Consider the following 22,966-nt stretch of genomic DNA (forward strand, 5'->3'; position numbering starts at 1 on the left):
AAATGGCCGCTTTTGTCCTCTCCCAGCTCCAGTTTTCAAGTAGGGATCCTTCGTACCTCAAGTATACCTGAAGCATACCATCAGTATACCTAGAGTATGACAACAGTATGCCTCCTTCGTTCCTAAACCTTTCAAAAGAATACTTTCTTCCCCTACAGCCTCCCTGCTCCACCCAATCAAAATTGAGACAAGTCATCAAGCAGAACATTTTTGCAATCAATGATTAATAGTGGTTAAAAATTTACTAATATTGATAACCTAACGTATATTGAGATTGATCCGGGAAAAGTGGTTATTGTCATGAGATCCGTTATGAAAACCTGTCTCCTCTATGGAGCTAATGAATTCAGGATAATATCATTTTCCAATTGCGATTTCCGGAAAGACACGGATGATGTTTGAATAAATTGCTTTGCCTGTTATGGTTGTGTGATTGGGTGAAAGTTGACACCTGGATAAAATCTGCAAACAGTGATGTGCCGGAAGCAAACTGTCTCGTAACCATAAATCCTGCTTCAGATATTATTACAGCATACAATGTGCTAATGAATGAGAACACTAAAAAACTATATTCATTACTAATTAATGACGCTATGACAAAAAAAGCATTGGGCGGAACCAATCCCCGGCTGCCGTACCGGCAAATTTTATTTGAGCTAATGCTTTCAGCTTTTCTTGTTTTTTGGGGTTTGCAGGCGCTTTCCAATTCACCGGAACGTAAACTTGTTAATCATGAAAAGCAGCATGGTAGCTTATCGATTAAATCTGAAATTGATGATTTCAATAAAGAGATCAATTGGAAATCCGCTTTTGCAGATACTACTATCCGCGGTAGGATAACGGATAGTATAGGCCAGGGTTTATCCGGCGTTTCTGTAACAGAAAAGGGTACAAAGAATGGAGCAATTACGAATACATCCGGCGAATTCGTCTTAAATGGTGTAAAACAAAATGCAACATTGGTAATCAGTAGTGTTGGCTTTGAAACACAGGAAATTCAGTTGAGCAGGGGACAGTTGCTTCGGCCGCATATCGTTTTACAAAGAGAGTCAAGCACCTTGCAGGATGTTGTGGTTACAGGCTTTCAAAGAATCAATAAGCGCCAGTTTACTGGTGCAGCTACAAAATTGACAATTGGCGAAGTAAAAACTGAAGGAGTTATCGATGTGAGTCGCATGCTGGAGGGTAGGGCGGCAGGTGTTTCGATTCAAAATGTGTCTGGTACGTTTGGCGCAGCACCTAAAATACGCATCCGGGGTGCTACCTCAATTTCTGGTGAAAACAAGCCGTTGTGGGTAGTTGATGGCGTAGTATTGGAAGATGTGGTGAATGTTTCCAATGATCAATTGGCATCGGGCGATCCAAACACACTGCTGGGTTCAGCAGTTGCCGGTTTGAATGCAAACGATATTGAAACATTTGACATATTGAAAGACGCTGCGGCTACTGCACTTTATGGCGCACGGGCAATGAATGGCGTTATTGTGATTACTACAAAAAAAGGAAGAGCCGGCAAGCCTTCCATTTCTTACACAGGCAATTTTAGCTATCAATTGAAGCCTACTTATGAAAATTACGACATCATGAATTCATTAGACCAGATGTCGGTTTATGCGGAAATCGAACGTAAAGGTTTCTTGCCTTTTTCAGACTTGGTAAATAGTCCGAATACTGGAGTTTATGGTAAAATGGATGAATTGATCCGTACACCCGACTCCACCGGCAGGTTTGCAGTGGAAAATACCCCCGAAGGCAGGCGTGCTTTTTTAAGTCGGTACGCCAAAGTTAATACCGATTGGTTTGATATATTGTTCCGCAACTCTCTGACTCAGGAACATGCTTTGAGTATTTCATCCGGTACTGAAAAGGCCCAATCTTATTTTTCCACCAGCTTTTATCATGATGGGGGTTGGACCATTGCAGATAAAGTGAACAGGTACACGGCTAATTTCCGCAACAACTATAATTTCTCAAACAAATTTGCTGCAGGCTTTATTATTACAGGTTCCGTAAGGCAGCAAACTGCACCAGGCACTGTAAGTAGGGTGAGCAATCCTGTGGAAGGTGCATATGACCGTGATTTCGATATCAATCCTTTCAGTTATGCCTTAAATACAAGTCGTGCCTTAACGCCCTACGATGAAAACGGAAACCTGGAATATTTCAAAATGAATTTTGCGCCTTTTAATATCATTAATGAGCTGGATAATAATTATATCAAACTGAATGTACTTGATCTTAAATTACAGGCAGACGCATCTTATAAATTTACCCCCGATCTGCGCTATGAATTTTTTGGTGCGATGCGTTTTGTAAAGTCAAGCAGGGAACATCAAATTAAGGAAAACTCCAACATGGCGGAAGCCTACCGTGCTGCACCCAATTCAATTGTAGCTGAAAGAAATAAATTCCTCTACCGCGATCCGGACAATCCAAGCCTGCCTCCAGTAGTGGTGCTGCCCTATGGTGGATTTTATAACCGTGCAGAAGACCAGTTAGTGAATTACACTTTTAGAAACGTGCTTAACTATTCAAAATCTTTTAATGACAATGACCATCAGGTATCTGCGTTAATTGGTCAGGAGGTTAAATATGCAGATAGGCAGAGCGCATCCAATACAGGTTATGGTTACCAATACGAGAATGGTGGTGTTCCCTTTGTTGATTATCGTATATTAAAACAAACACTGGAAAATAATTTCGCCTATTATGGCATGGGTAATGAATACGATCGCTTTGTAGGCTTTTTTGCTAATGCCAGTTATTCTTACCAGGGAAAATATACATTGAATGGTACTGTGCGGGAGGATGGTTCTAACCGCCTTGGTAAGTCACAATCAGCACGTTGGTTGCCTACCTGGACTGTATCGGGAAAATGGAATGTAGACAGGGAGAAATTCATGGATAATGTTAATTCGATTAGTTATCTGACATTAAGAGGTAGCTATGGCCTAAATGCGAGTTATGGTAGTGCCACCAACTCCACAGTAGTTTTAAAATCAGATCTGACTAAGAGGCCTTATCTTTCAGATGCACAGGCCGCTATCTCCCTGCAGAACCTGGAAAATGCAGACCTTACCTGGGAAAAGAAGTATGAAGCTGATATTGGCCTCGACATAGGACTATTCAATAACAGGCTGAACATAACTGCAGATGCATACAACCGGAATAGCTTTGATTTAATCAGTTTGGTAAAAACATCAGGTATAGGTGGTGAGGTGTATAAGGCTGCTAATTTTGCAGATTTAAAATCACATGGGCTTGAATTGACCATAGGCGGGAAAATTTTCAATTATAACGACTGGGGGTGGAGTACTAACCTGACCTCTGGATATAATGAAAATGAAATTACCAATGCAAAAAACAACCCTACCATTTTTGACCTGGTAAAACCCGAAGGTGGTGCTAAGGAAGGTTACCCCGTGCGTGGTTTATTTTCTATAAAGTTTGCTGGTTTAAATCCCGAAAATGGCGTAGCCGAGTTTGTAACCAACGAAAAAGGCGATACCAGCTATGCTATTTATTTACAGAGTGATACTACATCCTACTTAAAATACGAAGGACCTGTGGACCCTACCTTATCTGGCGGGTTCAGCAATACTTTCCGGTATAAAAACTTCACCCTGAATTTTTTAATTACGTATCAATTCGGAAATAAAATAAGGTTAACGCCTGTATACAGCAGCACATATTCAGATTTAAGTGCCTTGCCCGGAGAATTTAAAAACCGATGGACGTTACCTGGTGATGAAAAAATAACCAATATCCCTTCCATTACAGATTTGTATACCAGGAGAGATTTGAATAATGCCAGTGCTTATCCTTACAATAACTACAACTTTTCAACAGCTCGTGTGGTAGACGGTGGTTATGTTAGGCTGAAAACAATTTCGTTAATGTACAATGTGCCCACAAGTGTTTTGCAAAAGATCAAACTGAACTCTTTGTCAGTCAACTTAGTAGGAAACAACTTGTGGTTGATCTATTCGGATGCGAAACTAAAAGGGCAGGATCCTGAATTTTTTAATGCAGGCGGTGTCGCTCTTCCAATAAACAAGCAATTTGTCCTCTCTTTAAAAGTAGGTATTTAAAAAAACCGGTAACAATATGAAAAGAATACTAACATATATCTTTTTAATCAGCATGCTGCCTTTGGCAGGCTGCAAAAAGTTCTTGGAAAAACCGCCAGATAACCGGACTGAGGTTACAGCTCCCGACCAGGTTACTTTGTTATTGACTACTGCTTACCCCCATGCTAATTATATTTTATTCTGCGAAGCTATGTCAGACAATGCAGAAGATAAGGGTGGGGGAGGTGCCGGCGATCCATCAGATTTGATCAATAGGCAGTCTTATATGTTTCAGGATGTGCAATCCAAGGAATTAGATTCTCCCGAAGCTTACTGGGATTCCTGTTATAAAGCCATTGCTGTAGCCAATCAGGCTTTGCAAATTATTAATGATGCAACGGATCAAAACTCATTTAAAGCGCAGCGTGGTGAAGCTCTGGTAGCAAGAGCTTATGCTCATTTTATGCTGGTGACCCTATTTGCAAAGGCTTATGACCCTGCGACGGCTTCTTCCGATCAGGGCATTCCTTATGTAACTACACCCGAAACGCAAGTGTTTGCTAAATATGACCGCAAAACAGTCGCTTATGTTTATGATATGATTGAAAAGGATTTGTTGGACGGCATTCCATTAATTGACGAACGCATTTACGGCAATGCTCCGAAATTTCATTTTACAAAAAGAGCTGCACACGCATTTGCATCACGTTTTTACCTTTTTAAACGTAACTATCCTCAGGTAATAGCACATGCCGAACAGGCTTTTTCTGGGAGTGCTGCTGAAAACCTGCGTTTTTGGAATACTTCGTACAGTGATTTGCAATATTTTGACTTACAGGCCATTTACACTAAATCCTCAGAAAGAGCCAATATTCTATTACAGGAAGCTAATTCAATTTGGGGTCGTAGTTATCCTTTATATCGTTTCGGGTTGGGAAGCGATTTATTGAATGAACTTTTCCTTAGTCAAAATGTAACAGGAGGCGCTTATGCAATTAGGTATAATATCTATGGCAGCGTTCAGTACTATAACATTCCTAAATTTTACGAACATTTCGTGCGTGCCGGTATCAATGCAGATATAGGCGATCCGTATAATACGATTCCGTTGCTCACTGCCGAAGAAGTTTTGTTTAATAGATCTGAAGCTTATGCAAGATTGAAAAACTATCCTGCAGCATTAGCCGATTTAAATGCCTGGATAAGTAAAAATATAAGAGCATACAATAGTGCCCAGCATGATCTTACTGCAAAGAAGGTTGTGGACTATTACAAAATGCCAACAGATACCATGGGGGCCTTGGTTCGTGCAGGATTGGACTTTAAAAGGGTTAGCTTTATGCACGAGGGGCTAAGATGGTTTGATATTCTTCGGTTAAAAATTCCAATTGTACATACAACAGATGATGGGTTAAGAATTCCACTTAGCGCCAATGATTTCAGAAGGGTATTACAAATACCACAGGAGGCGAGTTTATCTGGTATTCCTTTAAACCCGCGTTAATTCCATCTGACATTTAGAAAAATAAAGTAAACAGATGAAACTTATTAATAAAATTTCTGCCATTTTTTGTGTACTGCTTGTTCTTGCATCTTGCAAAAAAGAAGAAAACCTGGATGGTCCGCTACCTGATACCTTAGGTGGGGAAACCTGGACGAAAGGCGCTATTGACAAATGGCTTTACGACAGCCTTACAAAAACGTACAACATTGAAACAAAGTACCGTTGGGATCCTTGGGAGGTTCAACTGGATAAAACTTTAGTGCCGCCCGATGAAAACAAAGTGATTCCGGTAATGACGGCTGTAAAGCGAATATGGATTGATCCATATACACAGGAGACAGGCAGTGATTTATTTATCAAGAAATATGCGCCAAAGGAATTTATCCTGGTAGGGAGTCCTCAATACGATTTTGGCCAGATACTTTTGGGCCAGGCAGAAGGTGGGAACAAAATTGCTTTATATACAATCAACAATTTTGATCAAAGTAACATCATCGAGTTGAGAAGAATGTTGCATACGATTGAGCATGAGTTTGCCCATATCTTACATCAGAATATACTTTATCCTGTTGAATATAAAAGTATCTCGACAGGATATACTGCTACCTGGTTTAATATTAGCGAAGAAGAGGCCAGGGAGAACGGGTTCATAACAGCTTATTCCATGTCAGGACCAGACGAGGACTTTGTTGAGATGGTATCTATAATGTTAGTTAATGGCAAGGAGGTTTACGAAGAAATGATTGCTTCGATCACCAATCCCGAAGCACAGGCAGATCTCCGCAGAAAAGAAGAAATTGTGGTTTCTTATTTCAAACAGTCATGGAATATCGACTTTTATCGCTTACAGCAAAGAACCCAGAATGCTATTAATAAATTAGCTGGTCCACCACCTGCTATTGAAGCTTATTTTGGTTTTGAGAAGGCATATTCTTCTTCACTCGTAAGCATTTCATCTCCGAAACTTTTGCCTCAATCTCCAGGTTTTATACAAGTGTATAACCAGGCCAAATTAGGCCTAAAAGGAGTTGGGGGACGTGAGCTACTTGATTCAACTTATATGTTTTTTAGTGCAGATGATACGATAATTCTTGCTGCACTTTATCGGAATGCAAGCCGGGATACTTTATCAGCAGCACATTTTGTGTATGCTATTACAAAGGATGGTGGCAATGTTTACAGCTTTAAATATGTCGGAACCAATTCTAATGGCCTGATTATTCAGTCGGGCATTGCTCCTTTACTCAATTATTTTAGTAATAATAAATTCAGAATAGATTGGTATAAAGACCCGAATAAAGATTTTCAGTTGCGATCGGTATTTACGCCACAGCAAGATCCTTCTGCCTATTTTGTTGGGTTGCTACTTGAATGATCATGATGGCAATAAAGACGTCATTATTTTTTATAATAAACTCATTGTATGTCTAAATATATTCTGTTCTATATCTTAGGATTAGCAGTTGTTTTTGGCAGCTGTACAAAAGAAACAGACAATCTTTTTGATCAAACATCTGACGAACGGCTTTCTCAAACTTTAAGCAGTTTTCAACAAGCGTTAGCACAAGCTCCGGGTTGGAAAGTGTATGTTTACCCCCATGGTTTGCAATCTGAGGAGATTGATGTGGGAGGCTTTACTTATTTTATGAAATTCACCGATGCAAATAGAGTTTCCATGGTGTCTGATTATGATTCAGTAATGTCTGCGACGCCAAAGGAAAGCGGATACCGATTGAAAGCAGTTCAGCGCCCCTCCATTTATTTTGATACGTACAGTTACCTACATATTCCTGCCGACCCAACTTTTGAAGTTAGTACCAGTCCAACTTTTCAACAAGGATTTGGATGGGGTACCGACTTTGATTATTCTTTTGTAAAAACTACACCAGGCGACACTATTATATTAAAAGGAAACTTTAATAAAAGTGAAGCTGTAATGATAAAGGCAACCCAGGTAGAAATTGATTCTGCATTTAACAAGGGAAGATTAAAAACTATTAGAAATTTTACATCGAATTATTTGGATAAGAATAAATATTTATATTTCGTTGCTTCAAGTAATTTATTATCCGTTCCTTCTTTTAACCTTTTCCTTAGAAAGGTGGTTTTCTACAATTTCTCAGCAAGTGGAAACCTCTCTTCAATAATTGAAACTCCATTTAGTTATACCTTGACCGGCCTACACTTTAAAGACACGGTTACAATTGGAATTTATGCCTTTCAGGACCTTTTATGGGATAATGTAAAACAGCTTTATTATTTCAACTCAGGTGGCAGGAGAGTTGAGTTCGCGAATGAAACTTCTACCATTGTTTCTTTTTCTCTTGCAGGTATGATAGGAGGGACAGATTACCAGGTGATCAGCATTCCTCCACAACCACTGCCTAATCAATCAGCTACATTTACTGCAAAATACAATGCGGTAAAGGCGAATCTGAAATCAGGACCGTATAATTTGGATTTAACCTATACGCAGTTTGTTTTTGATGCAACAAATAGAACAATGAATATGAATGTTTATGCCTATCCGGGCACCAACCTGTTGACTGCTCAGTATAATTATACCTATACAGTAGACAACAACGGGTATTTTAAATTTACAAGGACAGGACAAAACGAATATGGGCGGCAGGTAGAAGGAAGTATGAGAGAGATTTTGGACTATTTAGAGACAGATAATTTCAGGTTGACAGGTACATTGACTTCTACAATTATTTTGGGCCAGTATACCAGCAAAGAACGGCCAGATTTCTTCTTCTCAGGGAATTTATTTTGATCACTTTTGATCACTAATAAAGAAGGAGCCCATTCAGAACTGAATGGGCTCCTTCTTTATTAGTTTAATGATATCAGCCCCTTGGGGTCTATTATAACTCTTTGCTCTCTTTGCATAAATTGCAATGTTTTCTGCACCTTTTCCTTATTCATGTTATCCACCTTTAACATTAATTCTGCCAATGTTAAAGATGAATCGGAAAGATGCTTAATAATAACAGCTGTGATTTGCTCAAATTCTTCTGCTTTTAGAATTGAGGATTTCTGGCGCAGGCAGTTATCACAAACACCGCACTCGCTGCTATCTTTGTCTCCAAAATACTGATTGATAAAACTGCTTCTGCAGTGAATACACCTGGTATAATCAATCATTGTTTTAGCTCGCCTGATAAATGTCTCTTTTCGTTTATTGTAGGCAGTAAGATCCATTGTCAACTCATTGGCTGGCACACGGTTCCTTCTAAAGATGATCTGGGGTTCATCATTCTGCGGGTTGTATTGAATAATATGATAGGCTGTAATTTCTTTTAATAGCCGTTTGATTTCATCTTCATGCTTTCTCAGCAAGCGGCCTAGTAACTGTTCGGAAACAAAGGATGGATAATCAAATATGCCTCCGTAGGTGCGCAGCATAGTTGTTAATAGGGGTTCGTATTCAGGGTGGATTCTTTCAAAGTCATACAACTGTCGTTTTGAAGTAGTGAAAACAACCGTTGATGGCGTAAAACTCTTTTCATTGTAGTCGATCCAGCCATCCTGTTCCAGCGCTTTTAACGCATACAAAGATAAAAAGCTGTCAAGTTTGAAGTTCTTGACAAAAGTCTCATATCGGAATGTATAACTCATGTCCAGGCCACTGTAAGCTGGTATTTGTAAAAAGTTCACCAGGGCATAATAAACATCTCTAATTTGCTCAAAGGAGGGAAATCGTTTGGTATGCAACTCCGAAAGTTCCTGGATATCCCTTTCATCATGCAACAACACTGCATAAGATTTCTTGCCATCTCTGCCAGCACGCCCTGCTTCCTGGTAATAATTTTCCAGGCAGTCTGGTATGTCTACATGCACAACAACCCGCACATCCGGTTTGTCAATGCCCATACCAAAAGCATTCGTGCAGACAATGATCTTTATTTTATTTTCGATCCAGCCTTGTTGGCTTTGTGCCCGCTCTTCATTGGTTAAGCCTGCATGGTAGTGCTGGGCTGAAAACCCATGCATCTGCAACAGGCTGGCGATTTCTACTGTCCGCCTTCTGCTCTTGCAATAAACAATAGCCGTTCCGGGAACTTTTGACAGGATGTCCGCCAGTTTGTTCAGTCTGGAATCCACGTTAAAAACACTGTAACTCAGATTCTTTCTTTCAAAAGATTGCCGGATAATGTGGGGCGTTTTGAATTGCAGTTGCTTACAAATGTCCTTTTGCACTTCTTCTGTAGCAGAAGCCGTCAGAGCAAGCACTGGGACATTTGGCAAGTGGTCTCTCAATGATGCTATACGCAGGTATGAAGGTCTGAAGTCATATCCCCATTGTGATATACAGTGCGCTTCATCAACAGCAATGAGGTTTACATGCATTGCTGGCAGGTATTCAAGGAATAGGGAAGTCTCTAACCGCTCAGGCGATACATACAAAAATTTATAGGGCCCATAGGCAACATTCTTCAAAGTTTGCACAATCTGCCTGCGCGACATACCCGAATAGATGGCCGCCGCGAGTATCCCCTTTTTATTCAGGTTTTCAACCTGGTCTTTCATTAGTGCAATCAGAGGCGAGATCACAATGCAAATGCCATCCAGGGCCAGTGCCGGCACCTGGAAGCAAATAGATTTGCCCCCTCCTGTAGGTAATAATGCCAGGGTATCCTTGCCTTCTAATGCCGAATCTATGATTTCTTTTTGTAAGGGGCGAAAATCCTCAAAACCCCAATATTGCTGCAGTATGGAATGAATCTCTGTCAAAAAAGTATGTTAGAAGTGCGAAATTAGAATACTGATTAGTACAACCTAAACATATTCGTCATTCGTCATTCAATCGACTTTTTTGACGAATAATCTTACCGAGTTAGCTGCTAGTACCACGTCACTTAAGCCCATGACCAAGGCGCCAAATGTGGGGCTTAAGAAACCAAAAGCTGCAACAGGAATGGCAATTATATTATATAAGAACGCCCAAAAGAGGTTTTGTTTGATGGTCATATATGTATGCCTTCCCAACCCAAGTGCGGTAGGCAACTTTTTAAGGCCGCTGTTCATCAGCACTACATGGGCGCTTTGCATAGCCAGTTGCGAAGCCTCGCTCATGGAGATGCCAATAGTCGCTTTAGCCAGGGCAGGAGCATCATTGATCCCATCACCAATCATGACAGTTGGTGTCTTTGCTGATAGGTCGGTAATTGTCTGCAGCTTTTGTTCCGGTGTCTGTTCCGCGATCACTTCATCCAGTCCTAATACCTCTGCTATATGCTGGCTTTTTTTCAAACGGTCGCCACTCAGCAAAATAGTTTTAAGATTTTTTGATTTCAGATAACGAACTACATCCTTTGCTTCAGGGCGCAACTCATCTTCCAGGTCTATCCAGCCAATTAATTCATTGTTGCGTACAATATAAATGTTGTGTGTATGATCTGTTGTTAGATGTTTCGCAACCGTATAAGAGCCTGCCTTGTAATGATTTCCTTCCTTGTCCGTAGCTTGCATGCCCTTGCCTTTTACTTCTTCAATTTGCTGCCACCTGGTCTCCTCGCTGGTCCGCCAGTGCTTTGCAATGCTCTTGGCTAATGGGTGGTTGGAATACTTCTCCAGGGAAAAAACGATCCTCTTAAACGCTTCCTCATCAATGCCAATGGCTTTCCAATCACCAATAACGAATGCTCCGGTGGTGAGCGTGCCGGTCTTATCAAAAACCACTTGTGTGACATTTCTGAACAATTCAAGGCTTTTCGCATTCCTGAACAGGATACCATTCCTGGCGCCACGCCCTAAGCCAACTGCAATGGCTGCAGGGGTAGCTAACCCCATTGCACAGGGACATGCGATTACCAATACGGCAATGCTGCGCATGAGCGCTGGAGTAAAGGCTCCTAAGATCAGCCAGTTAGCCACTAAAGTGATGGCGGCAATGGATAAAACCACTGGCACAAATACCCCACTGATCTTATCTGCCAGTTGCTGTACCGGCGGCTTTTCTCCCTGGGCTTTCTTGACAAGTTTGAGAATATTGGAAAGGATCGTATCGTCGCCGGCTGCTGTTACGTAGGCTTTTATGGTGCCATCCTCCAGTATGCTACCGCCTATCAGTTTATCTTTTTTTGTCTTATACACGGGCACACTTTCCCCGGTAATGATAGATTCGTTTACCTGGGCTTCACCCCACAATACTTTACAGTCGGCGGGCACCTGTTCGCCTGTTCGGATCAATATCAGGTCACCGGACTTTAATTGGGTGTTTTCTACAGGGAAGATATGTTCCTGGTGCTTATCATCAAAGGCAATCATATTAGCCATCACTTTCTGTGATTTCACCAAAGCTTTTAAAGAACGTTGGGTAGATTGAATGGAGGCATCCTCAAGGTATTCTCCCAAAAACACCAATGTGATGATGGTTGCAGCCGTTTCAAAGAACAGGTAATCAGTTCCTAAATTGAAAATGGCGCCGATAAGGCTGTAGATAAAAGCAGAAGATGCACCTACGGTAATAAGCACATTCATATTAGGTACCCTGTTACGGATACTTTTAATGGCTGAGCGCCCAAAATGCCGCATGCCAACAAAGAACACAGGCAATGTTATGGCCAGTTGAACCCACGGATTCATGAGTGCGTGAAAATGCAGGCCAGGTACCATGTGCAAAAACAGTAGCACCGCAGTAAAAGGCAGGCAAAATAGGAAACGGCTGAGGTTAGTAGAAAGGAATGGCTTTTTCTTTTTTGTTTCTTGATGCACAGATCCAACTTTATACCCAAGGGATTCTATTCCCTTGGCTAAAGTTTCCAGGGATGTTTTGTCTTTGGCCAGCTCAAAAGAAACATCACCGTCAATTGCGTTCACCGCAATATGATCCGCGCCATTCTTTTGTAAGTATTTATGAACAGTCAAGGCGCAGTTGGCACAATCCATGCCTTCCACTTTCCATTGAACTTTTTCCATGCTATTCGTCTTTTATGCAAATTTATTCAACCCTGTCGGGGTGGCTATATTCAGGAGTTGTTATCTTTTCAACCCTGTTGCAAACAATGTTAAAAATCCCTTTTTCTTTGCAAAATGGTTCAGGAAATCAATTTGGAGCAATTAAATGAATTTGCCCTGTCATTCTGGAAACACGTGGGTAATGCAAAAGTTTTTGCCTTGCATGGCGAAATGGGAGCTGGTAAAACCACCATGGTTTCTGCTCTTTGTCGTGCAAAAGGTGTACAGGTTGCAGCAAGTAGTCCAACATTTTCCATTATTAATGAGTATGTTTTTAAAGAAGACGGTATTGAAAAGATCATCTACCATATTGATCTTTACCGGTTGAATAGCCGGGAAGAAATACTACAGACAGGTGTCGAAGATTGTATAGGCAGTGGGGAAATCTGCCTGGTGGAATGGCCCGCTAAAGCAGAATGGCTTTTTGATGAAAATACCGTTCATTTACACATAAAAGTGGTAAATGAAAGCCGGCGTGAAATAAAAGTGGAAATCCCATCTGCTGCGCTTTATAAATAAGATCGTAATTTGTAACCCTAAATTCGGAAGCAAGGCCCTGCTTATGTCCCAGCAAAAACCCATTATCAGCACCTCATTCAGTTTTGAAACTTTAGAAGAAACACTGGATATTAAACCCAAAGGTGCGCAAGTTCATATTGGAATTCCTAAAGAGATCACTTTACAGGAAAATCGTATTGCCCTTACTCCTGATGCGGTAAGTGTATTGGTGAGTAATGGCCACCATGTAACTATTGAGCACAACGCAGGTGAGGCAGCACATTTTGCTGACAAAGATTATAGCGAAGCCGGGGCTAAAGTTGTATACAACCGTGAAGATGTATATAAGGCCCCCATTCTTGTAAAAAGCGCTCCAGTTGTCGAGGATGATCTCCCGCTGCTGCAATTCAACCAGATGATCATTTCTCCCATTCATTTGAGCATCTTGAAAGCAGAATTGTTGCAAAAGATGATGGAAAAGCGCATTACCGCGATTTCTTTCGAAAATCTGAAAGATGATAGCGGAACTTATCCCATTGTACGCAGTATGAGTGAAATTGCTGGGAGCGCTGTCATGTTGATCGCAGCTCAATATTTGAGCTCATCCAACCATGGTAAAGGCGTATTGTTAGGTGGGATATCTGGCATTGCGCCTACCAAAGTGATCATCCTGGGTGCTGGTATTGTAGGCGAATATGCCGCAAGGGCTGCCCTGGCATTAGGTGCATCCGTAAAAGTGTTTGACAACAGCATTTATCGTTTAAAGCGATTGCAGAATAACATTGGTCACCGGCTTTGGACCTCCGTCATCGAGCCTCGAATGCTGGCGAAACAGTTGAAGACCTGTGAAGTGGCCGTTGGCGCCCTGGGTTCCGATACCGGTCGTACACCTATAGTTGTAACAGACGAAATGGTCAGCAGCATGCGTAAGGGCAGCGTGATCATCGATGTAAGCATCGATAGGGGTGGGTGTTTTGAAACCTCTGAAATCACTACACACGAAAATCCGGTCTTTTTGAAATATGGGGTAATCCACTATTGTGTCCCCAACATTCCATCTGGTTTTGCCCGTACAGCTTCGCAGGCCATTAGTAATGTGCTGATGCCTCTTTTGCTGAAGGCCGGAGACGAAGGCGGGTTTGAAAAACTCATCTGGCATAACATTCATGCGCGAAGTGGCATTTATTTGTTCAAAGGAGCCCTGACCAACTTTCACCTGAGCGAACGCTTTAGTCTGAAATATACAGATCTGAATTTACTCATAGCCAGCCAGCGCTAATATGAATGACGAATAAGCAAAAGTCTCATCAACCTAAACTTATTCGTCACTTGAATCATTCGTCATTCCCAGTAAACAGTTCCCGTAAGTCTCGCCAGTTCAATATTGGCTAGGGTCAATTGATACTGGTATTGAATTGCTGCCAATTCAACCTTTTGTACATTGGTGTTGGCATTCAATAATTCTACATTGGTGCTCAGTCCGTTGTTGTACCTGGACTGGGCCAGTCTTAATGCTTCTTTTGCAATAGTTATTTGTTCGTGCGAATTCTTCAGTCGCTCCTGGTTAGATTTGATATCTGTGATCGCCTGTTTAATGTCTTTTTCATATTGGTTGTTCAGGGTTTCTACAACCAATTCGTTTTGCTTTACAACACTTGAAGCAATTTTGTTTTGTTGCTTTAACCTCCCACCTGAGAAAATTGGGATACTTACACCTGCGCCTACTGCATAATTAAAACGGACATCCTGTATCACTGGTTGGTAACCATTGCGGAAACCTGTACTCCCATTCAGGTTGATGCTTGGCTTGGACTCCAGTCTCACTAGGGCAAGTTCTGTTTCAGCCTGTTTGATGCGTTGCTGCGCAATAATGAAGTCATAGTTATTGATTTGGGCTGATTTTAAAGCGTCATTCACAGCTGAAGCATTCGCTGTAAAGTCAAACTGGGTTGTTTTCAGTGCCCTTGTTTCCTGGCCGGTAGCATAGGTCAGCAGGTTAAATTGTTTTTCCAGGTTGTTTTGCAAATCCACTTTCCTGTTCTGCTCAATATCAATATTGTTTTGGAGTGTCAGTACGTCAATTTTTAAGGCATCACCGTTTTTGAACTTGTTCTCCATCAGTTTTTTATTGGCTTCCAGTACGCTGATCACTGAATCCTGTACATCAATCGCTTTTTGAAGGTAGATAATGGTATAATAGATCCCTGCAACCTGGGATGCCAGTTGAGCCTTTGTGTTTTCAATATTGTTCTTTGATTGCAGTAGATCAAGTTTCGCCCTTTCGATATTCAGCCGCGTTTTTCCAAAGTCATAAATTGAATGGACAATGTTAATACCGGCATTCACATTATTGTGTGGCTGAAACTGTATGTCTTTTAATGTATTTCCTAAAGGGAACTGGGCTTCTGCAACAGGAGCCACATAATTATAAGAAGCTGTTCCGCTAACCAGTGGAAGTTTCCCTTTTTCTGCCAGGCTAACCTTCTGCTCACTTATAGTAGCTGCCTGTTGCAGTTCCTTGATCTTGGGGAAATAAGAAAACGACTGCTGAATGATGTTATTCAATTCAGTATTGGCCTGTTGAGCCTGGGCGTGGAACAAAACCAATATTGAAAATATACTTATGCTAATTTTTTTCATGAATCAAATTTTAATAATAAAGGTTACCGGGAATTAAATCTTTGTCTATCATCGCTCCTAGTGAGCTTCGGCTGCTGCTGCCATCGCCTGCTTGGCATTTTTGTTCTTAGTTCTTAAAAAGATTACCAATGGTAAAACAAGCAGGAAAAAGATAGAGATCAACCTGAACGTATCTAGGTAGGATAGATAATAGGCCTGTTTGTCTATGGTAAGATCCAATACTTTATAAGCCATATCCTGGGCATGGAAAGTATCAGAAGCTCTTGGCAGAAAATTCTGGGTAAGGCCTGCTACTCGCTGTGTTACTGCTGTACTATTATCTGAAATATTACTGAGCAAATCAGTACGGTGTTGGGCGTATCCATGCGCGACATAATTATTAGCCAGTGCAATTCCAAACGCACCTCCCAATTGCCTGATCATATTGTTCAAGGCAATACCGGAAGCATATTCATTGGGTCGCAAACCTGCTACCGCCTGGTTGATCAGTGGCAGTTGCACCATCGAAATACCCAAAGCCCTTAAAATCAATGGAAAAAAGAAATCCCATCGGCTGACATCATTGCTCACCGACCCGCTTAACCAACCGTAAGAAGCAAATAGTAAAAAGCCTGCAATGACAAAAGGAAGAGGAGAAACACCTCTCGACATTAGCTTACCAATAATCGGCATCATCACCACACCTATCAATGTCGGTGGTAAAAGTGAAAGTCCGGTTTCGTAAGGTGTATACCCTAAAACACGTTGTGCCAGTACAGGGTAAACAAATACAGAAGTAAACAGCCCAAAACCAATCACAAACGTGAAGATGGTTGTAAATGCAAGATTTCGATTACCCAATACCCTTAGGTTCACTGCCGGGTTGGGAATACTCAACTCCCGCCAGATGAACCCAACCAAGCCTACAATAGCAAAGAGTGAGGAAATCCTGATCAGGTTACTATTAAACCAGTCTTCAGCTTCGCCTCTTTCCAGTACATATTGTAAAAAGCCGATACCAACTGTTAATAGTAAAATACCAGTATAATCGATTTCTATATTTTTCTTGTTTTTGCCTTCTCCTTCTTTACGATCAATGAATGAGATCGCCAATATTGTAGCAATAATACCAATAGGGATGTTGATCGTAAAGATGAGCGGCCAGCTAAAGTTGTCAATTATATAACCTCCTAAAGTAGGGCCAAGTGTAGGGCCAAGAATCAATCCCATACCAAACAAGCCAGAGGCTAACGGCCGGTCTTTTGGTTCAAAAGCATCAAATAGAATAGCCTGTGAAGTTGACAAAAGTGCACCCCCTCCAATACCTTGCATAAACCGCCAGAGTATGATTTCTACAAGTGAATTCGATTCGGCACAGAGGTATGATGCTACTGTAAACAAAATCATAGAACCTATATAATAGGTTTTCCGTCCGAAATATTCTCCCAGGAATCCTGTCAGCGGTATTATAATAACATTGGCAATGGCATAAGAGGTGATCACCCAACTGATGTCTTCTATCGTTACACCTAGGCTGCCCGCAATCTGATTCAGACCTACATTGACAATAGACGTGTCTATTAGTTCCATTACAGCTGCCGTAACTGTCGTCAGTACTATGATAAACTTGGCAAATCCCTTCGGAGTTTTAGTTGCATTCATAAACTATTTTTATTTTACCCTTACATCCACCTCCGCACTCAATCCTGCCTTTAAAATAGGCTTAAGGTCAGTGGAGTTCTCAAACTCTATTTTTACAGGAACCCGCTGGGTTACTTTTACAAAGTTTCCGGATGCATTATCTGGGGGCAGAAGCGAAAACTTGGCTCCGGTAGCTTCACTGAATGAAGTGATCTTACCATTGAACTTTTTATCAGGATAACCATCAAGTGTTATTTCAACAGGCTGTCCGATGCTTAGACTTTTCAATTGTGTTTCCTTGAAGTTGGCTACCAGCCAGAAGGTTTCATTGTTAACAACTGTGGTCAATGATTGCCCCGGTTGAATATATTGACCTCTTTCAAGATTGGTTTTACCTACACGGCCATTGCTTGGAGCATAGATGTGAGTATAGCTCAGCCTTAGCTTTGCCTGGTCTAAGGCAGCTTTACGGGTAGCTATCGTTGCTTGTGCTTTTTGGATAAGGGCCGAAGCCGTTCCTCCTTGCACAGATGCCTGTTTGATTTGCTCACTTCCTGCAATCAGTTGCATACGAGCTGTTTCTACATTAGAACGGCTGTCATCTAACTGTTTGCGTGTAATAGAGCCGTCAGCAAACAGGGCCTCATCCCTCGTTAAGTCGCTTTGGGCTTTTGCTAATTTGGTCTGCAACACATCGGTATTCGCAGAAGCTACCTTTTCTGCGGCCCCCACATTAACATAAGCAGCTCTTGCACTTGCCAGGTCAGCTTCGGCCTGCAAAAGATCAGCCTCTGCCTGTGATACAGCTATTTGATATTCCTTGTCATCAAGTACTAGCAATAATTGTCCGGCTTTGATTTCCTGGTAATCATCTACATACACAGAATCAATATACCCGGCAATTCGGCTGATGACCGGTACTGCATTACTTTCAAGCTGTGCATTATCGGTACTTTCATAATGTATTGAATGCATCAGCTTTTTGTAGCCGAACGATCCGCCGATGATCAAAATGAGCGGTAGAATAAAGGTGATTGGTTTTAACTGTCTTTTGGATTTGTGAACTTTTTGATTGTTGCTTTCCATCGGTGAAAATTTGTGGACACAAAGGTAAACTAAGTTTACTAAATAGTCAAACTAGTTTACTACTTTCTTATTCTTATCTTTGCAGAGCATGAATAAAACTGAATTAAATACACAATTGCAGGAACTGCAGGCAGCCAGGCCTCTGACTTGGGGAAAAGTGATTTCGCTTTTAAAGCGACAGTTTGACAATTGGGCTTTACATGAGCTGACGCAACAAGGATATGAAGAGTTCAAAATGGCTTACATGCCTGTACTGATGAATATTCACCCAGACGGTATTACTAATAATGAGCTGGCTCGTAAAGCAAGGGTCACCAAACAGGCCATGAGTAAAGTAATCAAAGAATTAATTGAACTGGATTTTGTTGTAACAGAAACCGATAGCCACGATAAACGTAGCTCTATCATTCATTTAACAGAGAAAGGTAAAAAACTGGTAATTGACGCCAGGCAAAAAGTATGTGAGTTGGACAAGGAGTATGAAGAACTGCTCGGAAAAGAAGAGTTTGCAGTTTTAAAAGAACAATTGGTTACAATTATTAAGTGTCACGACGAAAAGCACGGCCTCGTAGGTTGCTTTTAAAATTAGTAATTGCTATACGTTCTTTGCAAAAACTATACTCCACCTCATCATTCGAACATACAATCACCAACCGTTCTTTACAATAATTTTGAATTAAGGAATGATACAGCTCTATGCCCTGTATATCCAGGTTGCTGCATGGCTCATCCAGTAGAACAACCGGAGTGTTGGTAAAAATGGCCTGAGCTAATTTTACACGCTGTTTCATTCCCGACGAATAATAACGGATCTGTTTTTGGGCAGCAGCTTGCAAACCAATAGCTTCTATTACTTCTTGAGCGTTCATTCCTTCCAGGTAGTTTTTGAATTGGAAGTGGAACTTCAGGAATTCAACCAGGGTCATTTCTTCAATCACTTCCAAGTAAGGGGCACTGAAAGAAATATATTGGAATGCCTCATCTGGTGGAATATTATTGTTGGTACTTGCATAGCTAATAGAACCTTCATTTAGGTGCAACATGCCTGCTATGCTTTGTAAAAGTGTGGACTTACCGGACCCGTTGGGTCCGGTAATGGCGTAAGATATGCCTGAAAGAAATTCAAGATCAGCATTTCGGAAAATCCATTCGCGGTTAAACCGCTTACCGGCTCCGGAAAGCTTAATCTTCATCCACATTATTTTTTGAATACCTTTTAATAATACCAGTCTTGGACTGTAATACAAAATCGATGATCTTTTTTTTCAACTCGCCATCAGCAACCTCTTCTTCAATACGTTTCAATGCACTGGAAGTAATGAGGTTTTGAACAAAGAGGATATGATAGATCTGCGAAATCGTTTGTATTTGTTCTGGTTGGAAGTTTCTGCGTTGCAAACCAATAACATTAATACCCGCGTAACTCATAGGTTCGCGCCCAGCCTTAATAAAGGGTGGAACGTCTTTTCGAATAGAACTTTGTCCGCCGATATAAGTATGAGAGCCTATTCGTGTAAACTGTTTTGCGGCTGTCAAACCACCAATAACCGCATAATCGCCAACTTCTACATGACCAGCCAGTTGCACGCTATTGGCCAATACAACGTTGTTGCCTACATGACAGTCGTGGGCAATATGTGCATAAGCCATGATCAGGCAATGGCTCCCTACAACGGTTTTCCATTTGTCTTGAGTACCGCGGTTAATAGTAACACATTCGCGAATGGTAGTATAGTCCCCTACTTCGGCAGTAGTTTCTTCACCTATGAATTTTAGATCTTGCGGAATTGCACCAATTACAGCACCAGGAAAAATCTTACAGCCTTTGCCAATCCGGCTAAAAGGCATTATGACAGCATGAGACATAATATGCGTGTCATCACCAATGGTTACATTATCGTGAATAACTGCAAAAGGTTCAATTGTAACATTGTTGCCCAGTTTTGCATTGGGATGAACAGACGCCAGCGGTGAAATCATAATCTAACTTTGGGTTTCTTTACAATTTGAGCAACCAGGTCAGCTTCGGTAACAACTTTATCGCCGACAAAAATAGTTCCTTTCATTTCACAAATGCCACGGCGAACCGGATTCAATAATTCCATTTTTAAAATCAAGGTATCACCTGGCACAACTTTATTCTTGAATTTGCAGTTATCGATCTTTAAAAAGTAAGTGTCATAATCATGTTCCGGATCATCCGGAATGGTCAAAATGCCACCAGTTTGGGCAAGAGCCTCTACCTGCAATACACCAGGCATTACACAGTTACCTGGAAAGTGCCCTTGGAAGAATGGTTCGTTATAAGTAACGTTTTTAACTGCGACAACCACCTTTTCGGTCAATTCAATTACTTTGTCTACCAGCAAAAACGGGTATCTGTGTGGCAGCTTTCTTTCAATGGCATGTACATCCAACAATGGCGCCTTTGCAGGATCATATTTGGGAATACCCTGTTTATGCCTGTTTTTCTTGATATGTTCCTTGATCTTTCTTGCAAAAGCTACATTCGAAGAATGTCCGGGACGATTGGCGATAATATGGGCTTTAAATGGAAAGCCTACTAACGCCAGGTCGCCAATGACATCCAGTAATTTATGACGTGCCGGTTCATTAGGGAAGCGGAGGTCAAGATTATTCAGAATGCCGCCTTCTGTAACCCGCACATTTTCTTTCTGGAAGATCTTCGACAATCGGGAAACCTGGGCTTCAGTTACCGGCTTATCTACAACTACAATAGCATTGTTTACATCACCACCTTTTATAAGATTATGGTCGAGCAGGTATTCCAACTCGTGGAAAAAGCAGAATGTACGGCATGGAGATATCTCATTCTTGAATTGAGAGATATGCTTTAATGCAGCATGCTGGGTTCCTAAAACCGGCGAATTAAAATCTATGAGCGTGTTGATCCGGTACTCGTGATAGGGTAGGGCTACCATTTCCACCTTCTTCCCTTCATCAACAAAACTGATGTTATGCTCCAGTATATAATATGTTTTGACCGCATTTTGTTTTTGAATGCCAGCCTTTTCTATTACTTCCACGAAAGGTGAAGCGCTGCCATCCAGGATAGGCACTTCCGGCGCGTTGATCTCGATTAGAACGTTATCAACGCCGCACCCAACCAATGAAGCCATAAGGTGTTCAATGGTGCTGACCCTCGCTCCATTTGATTCAATGGTGGTACTGCGTGTGGTTTCTACTACATTATCGACATCAGCCTTTACAGTTGGCTTTCCAGGTAAGTCTACCCTTTGAAAAACGATCCCCGTATTGGGATCCGCAGGCTTTAACACGATTTCAACTGTTTGTCCACTATGAATGCCTATGCCATCGATTCTTACTTCGGCAGCTAGTGTTTGTTGAAATTCCTGATTTATACAGTTTTCCGATTGCATGCGGCGAAAGTATGAAAATACCATCAACCCCTAAAACGGAGTTTCGGAAAAGATTTTTGAATGGTCGGTGCAATGGGCAAGTGGCAGTTACCAGCTAAAATGTGTGTTTGACATTACCTTGACTCTTTACTCGACTATTTGAGCGTATTTTTGCTGATCATGCAGGAAGCAGCAACCACATTTGAGGCAATTGCCGAACGGCCAGAAATGCACCAGCAACTGGTTTTTGAAACCCGTCGCCAAATCCCGGGTTCTGTGCACTATTCAATTAGAAGATTTGTAAAACCCGAGGATTGGATGGCTGAAGATACTGGCATGCTGAAATACCATGTGGTAAAAAATGAACCCGAGAAAGCCCATCTGGAGCTTCGTTTTTGCATTTCTGCTAATATGTATTGCAAAGAATTTGAAACAGACTGTGGCCATTGCAAAGCGCACACCTCTGTAAATTGCAATGATAAATTTGACAGCATCAACATTCTAAGTTTTGTTTTTACCTCAACAGTGTTATCCCAGTTTGCAAAACCGCGTAAGAATAGCGTCGAATTGAGTGATGAGATTCTTTCTTTCCGGCATCCTTCTTCTTTTGCTAAGATCATTCCGCTTTGCAACCGCATGCGCTTGGTGCTGGATGGCCTGTTGAACCATAATTATAATGATACGCTGGAAAACATCTTTGTGAACGCCCAGACACAAATGTTGCTCTTATACAGTATGGATTGCATACTGGGTGAAAAAGAAATTGAAACTGTTACCTGCAGATTCCTGTCAAACGAAGCCGACAAGGAAAAACTTCTGAAGGCCAGGGACATCCTCATCCTGCAAATCGGTGAGCCCATTACCATCAAGGAACTAAGCCGGAAAGTAGCGATGAATGAGTGCTATTTGAAGAAAGGTTTCAAAGAAATGTTCGGGGCAACCATTTTTGAGTTTTACCAAAGTCAACGTATGGAACATGCTAAATATCTATTATATGAAAAGGGGCTTAGCGTAACGGAAGTATCCTTGATGTTGGGCTATTCTTCTATTTCACACTTTTCAACTGCCTTTAAAAAACATACAGGACTGAAACCTTGTGAATTACTATTCCGGTAAAATATAAAGTCTGGAATGTCAATATTTAAAATGTAAGTTCTTCCCTGTTACATTTTAAATATTGACATTTGCATTTCATATCTGCATTT

16 protein-coding genes are annotated in these 22,966 nt (G+C 41.3%); 8 read left to right on the plus strand and 8 right to left on the minus strand.

Translation table 11 applies throughout. The annotated features are described in order from the left end of the window. Window positions 1-398: 398 nt before the first annotated feature. From OCK74_RS00835 to OCK74_RS00850, 4 genes are read left to right on the plus strand one after another with little or no spacing between them, the layout of a single operon-like run. Window positions 399-4,091 (plus strand): SusC/RagA family TonB-linked outer membrane protein, encoded by a 3,693-nt coding sequence (locus tag OCK74_RS00835; protein WP_279295077.1) that lies wholly within the window; start codon window positions 399-401, stop codon window positions 4,089-4,091. 16 nt (window positions 4,092-4,107) lie between these two features. Beyond that, window positions 4,108-5,574 (plus strand): RagB/SusD family nutrient uptake outer membrane protein, encoded by a 1,467-nt coding sequence (locus tag OCK74_RS00840; RefSeq protein WP_279295078.1) that lies wholly within the window; start codon window positions 4,108-4,110, stop codon window positions 5,572-5,574. Between the two features lie 34 nt (window positions 5,575-5,608). After that, window positions 5,609-6,949, plus strand: a complete 1,341-nt coding sequence (locus OCK74_RS00845; RefSeq protein WP_279295079.1) for a zinc-binding metallopeptidase — start codon at window positions 5,609-5,611, stop codon at window positions 6,947-6,949. A 48-nt stretch (window positions 6,950-6,997) separates the two neighbouring features. Next, window positions 6,998-8,350: a DUF4302 domain-containing protein gene (locus tag OCK74_RS00850; protein ID WP_279295080.1), complete on the plus strand. Its 1,353-nt coding sequence runs from the start codon at window positions 6,998-7,000 to the stop codon at window positions 8,348-8,350. Window positions 8,351-8,409: 59 nt separating this feature from the next. Here OCK74_RS00850 and OCK74_RS00855 read toward each other — a convergent pair whose 3' ends face one another. Both OCK74_RS00855 and OCK74_RS00860 read right to left on the minus strand, forming a co-directional pair. Beyond that, window positions 8,410-10,311, minus strand: coding sequence for a RecQ family ATP-dependent DNA helicase (locus OCK74_RS00855; RefSeq protein WP_279295081.1), 1,902 nt, complete (start codon window positions 10,309-10,311; stop codon window positions 8,410-8,412). A gap of 69 nt (window positions 10,312-10,380) precedes the next feature. After that, window positions 10,381-12,498 (minus strand): heavy metal translocating P-type ATPase, encoded by a 2,118-nt coding sequence (locus tag OCK74_RS00860; protein ID WP_279295082.1) that lies wholly within the window; start codon window positions 12,496-12,498, stop codon window positions 10,381-10,383. A gap of 114 nt (window positions 12,499-12,612) precedes the next feature. Here OCK74_RS00860 and tsaE point away from each other — a divergent pair, with 114 nt between their 5' ends. Then, the gene (gene tsaE / locus OCK74_RS00865) at window positions 12,613-13,056 is read left to right on the plus strand and encodes a tRNA (adenosine(37)-N6)-threonylcarbamoyltransferase complex ATPase subunit type 1 TsaE (RefSeq protein WP_279295083.1); all 444 of its coding nucleotides are present in this window, start codon (window positions 12,613-12,615) and stop codon (window positions 13,054-13,056) included. Window positions 13,057-13,099: 43 nt separating this feature from the next. Further along, a complete protein-coding gene (locus OCK74_RS00870; protein ID WP_279295084.1) occupies window positions 13,100-14,314 on the plus strand; it encodes an alanine dehydrogenase in 1,215 nt (404 codons plus the stop codon). A 62-nt stretch (window positions 14,315-14,376) separates the two neighbouring features. On the opposite strand, the gene OCK74_RS00875 is transcribed toward OCK74_RS00870, so the two are convergent. From OCK74_RS00875 to OCK74_RS00885, 3 genes are read right to left on the minus strand one after another with little or no spacing between them, the layout of a single operon-like run. Further along, window positions 14,377-15,675, minus strand: a complete 1,299-nt coding sequence (locus tag OCK74_RS00875) for a TolC family protein (RefSeq protein WP_279295085.1) — start codon at window positions 15,673-15,675, stop codon at window positions 14,377-14,379. A gap of 57 nt (window positions 15,676-15,732) precedes the next feature. Continuing rightward, the gene (locus OCK74_RS00880; RefSeq protein WP_279295086.1) at window positions 15,733-17,316 is read right to left on the minus strand and encodes a DHA2 family efflux MFS transporter permease subunit; all 1,584 of its coding nucleotides are present in this window, start codon (window positions 17,314-17,316) and stop codon (window positions 15,733-15,735) included. Between the two features lie 9 nt (window positions 17,317-17,325). Beyond that, window positions 17,326-18,381, minus strand: coding sequence for an HlyD family secretion protein (locus tag OCK74_RS00885; RefSeq protein ID WP_279295087.1), 1,056 nt, complete (start codon window positions 18,379-18,381; stop codon window positions 17,326-17,328). A gap of 88 nt (window positions 18,382-18,469) precedes the next feature. Here OCK74_RS00885 and OCK74_RS00890 point away from each other — a divergent pair, with 88 nt between their 5' ends. Then, window positions 18,470-18,964, plus strand: a complete 495-nt coding sequence (locus OCK74_RS00890) for a MarR family winged helix-turn-helix transcriptional regulator (RefSeq protein WP_279295088.1) — start codon at window positions 18,470-18,472, stop codon at window positions 18,962-18,964. Here OCK74_RS00890 and OCK74_RS00895 read toward each other — a convergent pair. From OCK74_RS00895 to OCK74_RS00905, 3 genes are read right to left on the minus strand one after another with little or no spacing between them, the layout of a single operon-like run. Then, on the minus strand, window positions 18,921-19,574 hold the full coding sequence (locus OCK74_RS00895) for an ABC transporter ATP-binding protein (RefSeq protein WP_279295089.1): 654 nt from the start codon (window positions 19,572-19,574) through the stop codon (window positions 18,921-18,923). The genes OCK74_RS00890 and OCK74_RS00895 overlap by 44 nt on opposite strands. Then, window positions 19,564-20,361, minus strand: coding sequence for an acyl-ACP--UDP-N-acetylglucosamine O-acyltransferase (gene lpxA, locus OCK74_RS00900; protein ID WP_279295090.1), 798 nt, complete (start codon window positions 20,359-20,361; stop codon window positions 19,564-19,566). The genes OCK74_RS00895 and lpxA overlap by 11 nt, the downstream gene beginning before the upstream one ends. After that, window positions 20,358-21,782 (minus strand): bifunctional UDP-3-O-[3-hydroxymyristoyl] N-acetylglucosamine deacetylase/3-hydroxyacyl-ACP dehydratase, encoded by a 1,425-nt coding sequence (locus OCK74_RS00905; RefSeq protein ID WP_279295091.1) that lies wholly within the window; start codon window positions 21,780-21,782, stop codon window positions 20,358-20,360. Before OCK74_RS00905 ends, lpxA begins: the two co-directional genes overlap by 4 nt. Window positions 21,783-21,920: 138 nt before the next feature. On the opposite strand from OCK74_RS00905, the gene OCK74_RS00910 reads away from it, so the two are divergent. Continuing rightward, window positions 21,921-22,877, plus strand: coding sequence for a helix-turn-helix domain-containing protein (locus OCK74_RS00910; protein WP_279295092.1), 957 nt, complete (start codon window positions 21,921-21,923; stop codon window positions 22,875-22,877). The last annotated feature ends 89 nt before the right edge of the window (window positions 22,878-22,966 follow it).

The sequence above is a fragment of the Paraflavisolibacter caeni genome (genome assembly GCF_025628885.1).
Classification (GTDB): Bacteria; Bacteroidota; Bacteroidia; order Chitinophagales; family Chitinophagaceae; genus Flavisolibacter; species Flavisolibacter caeni.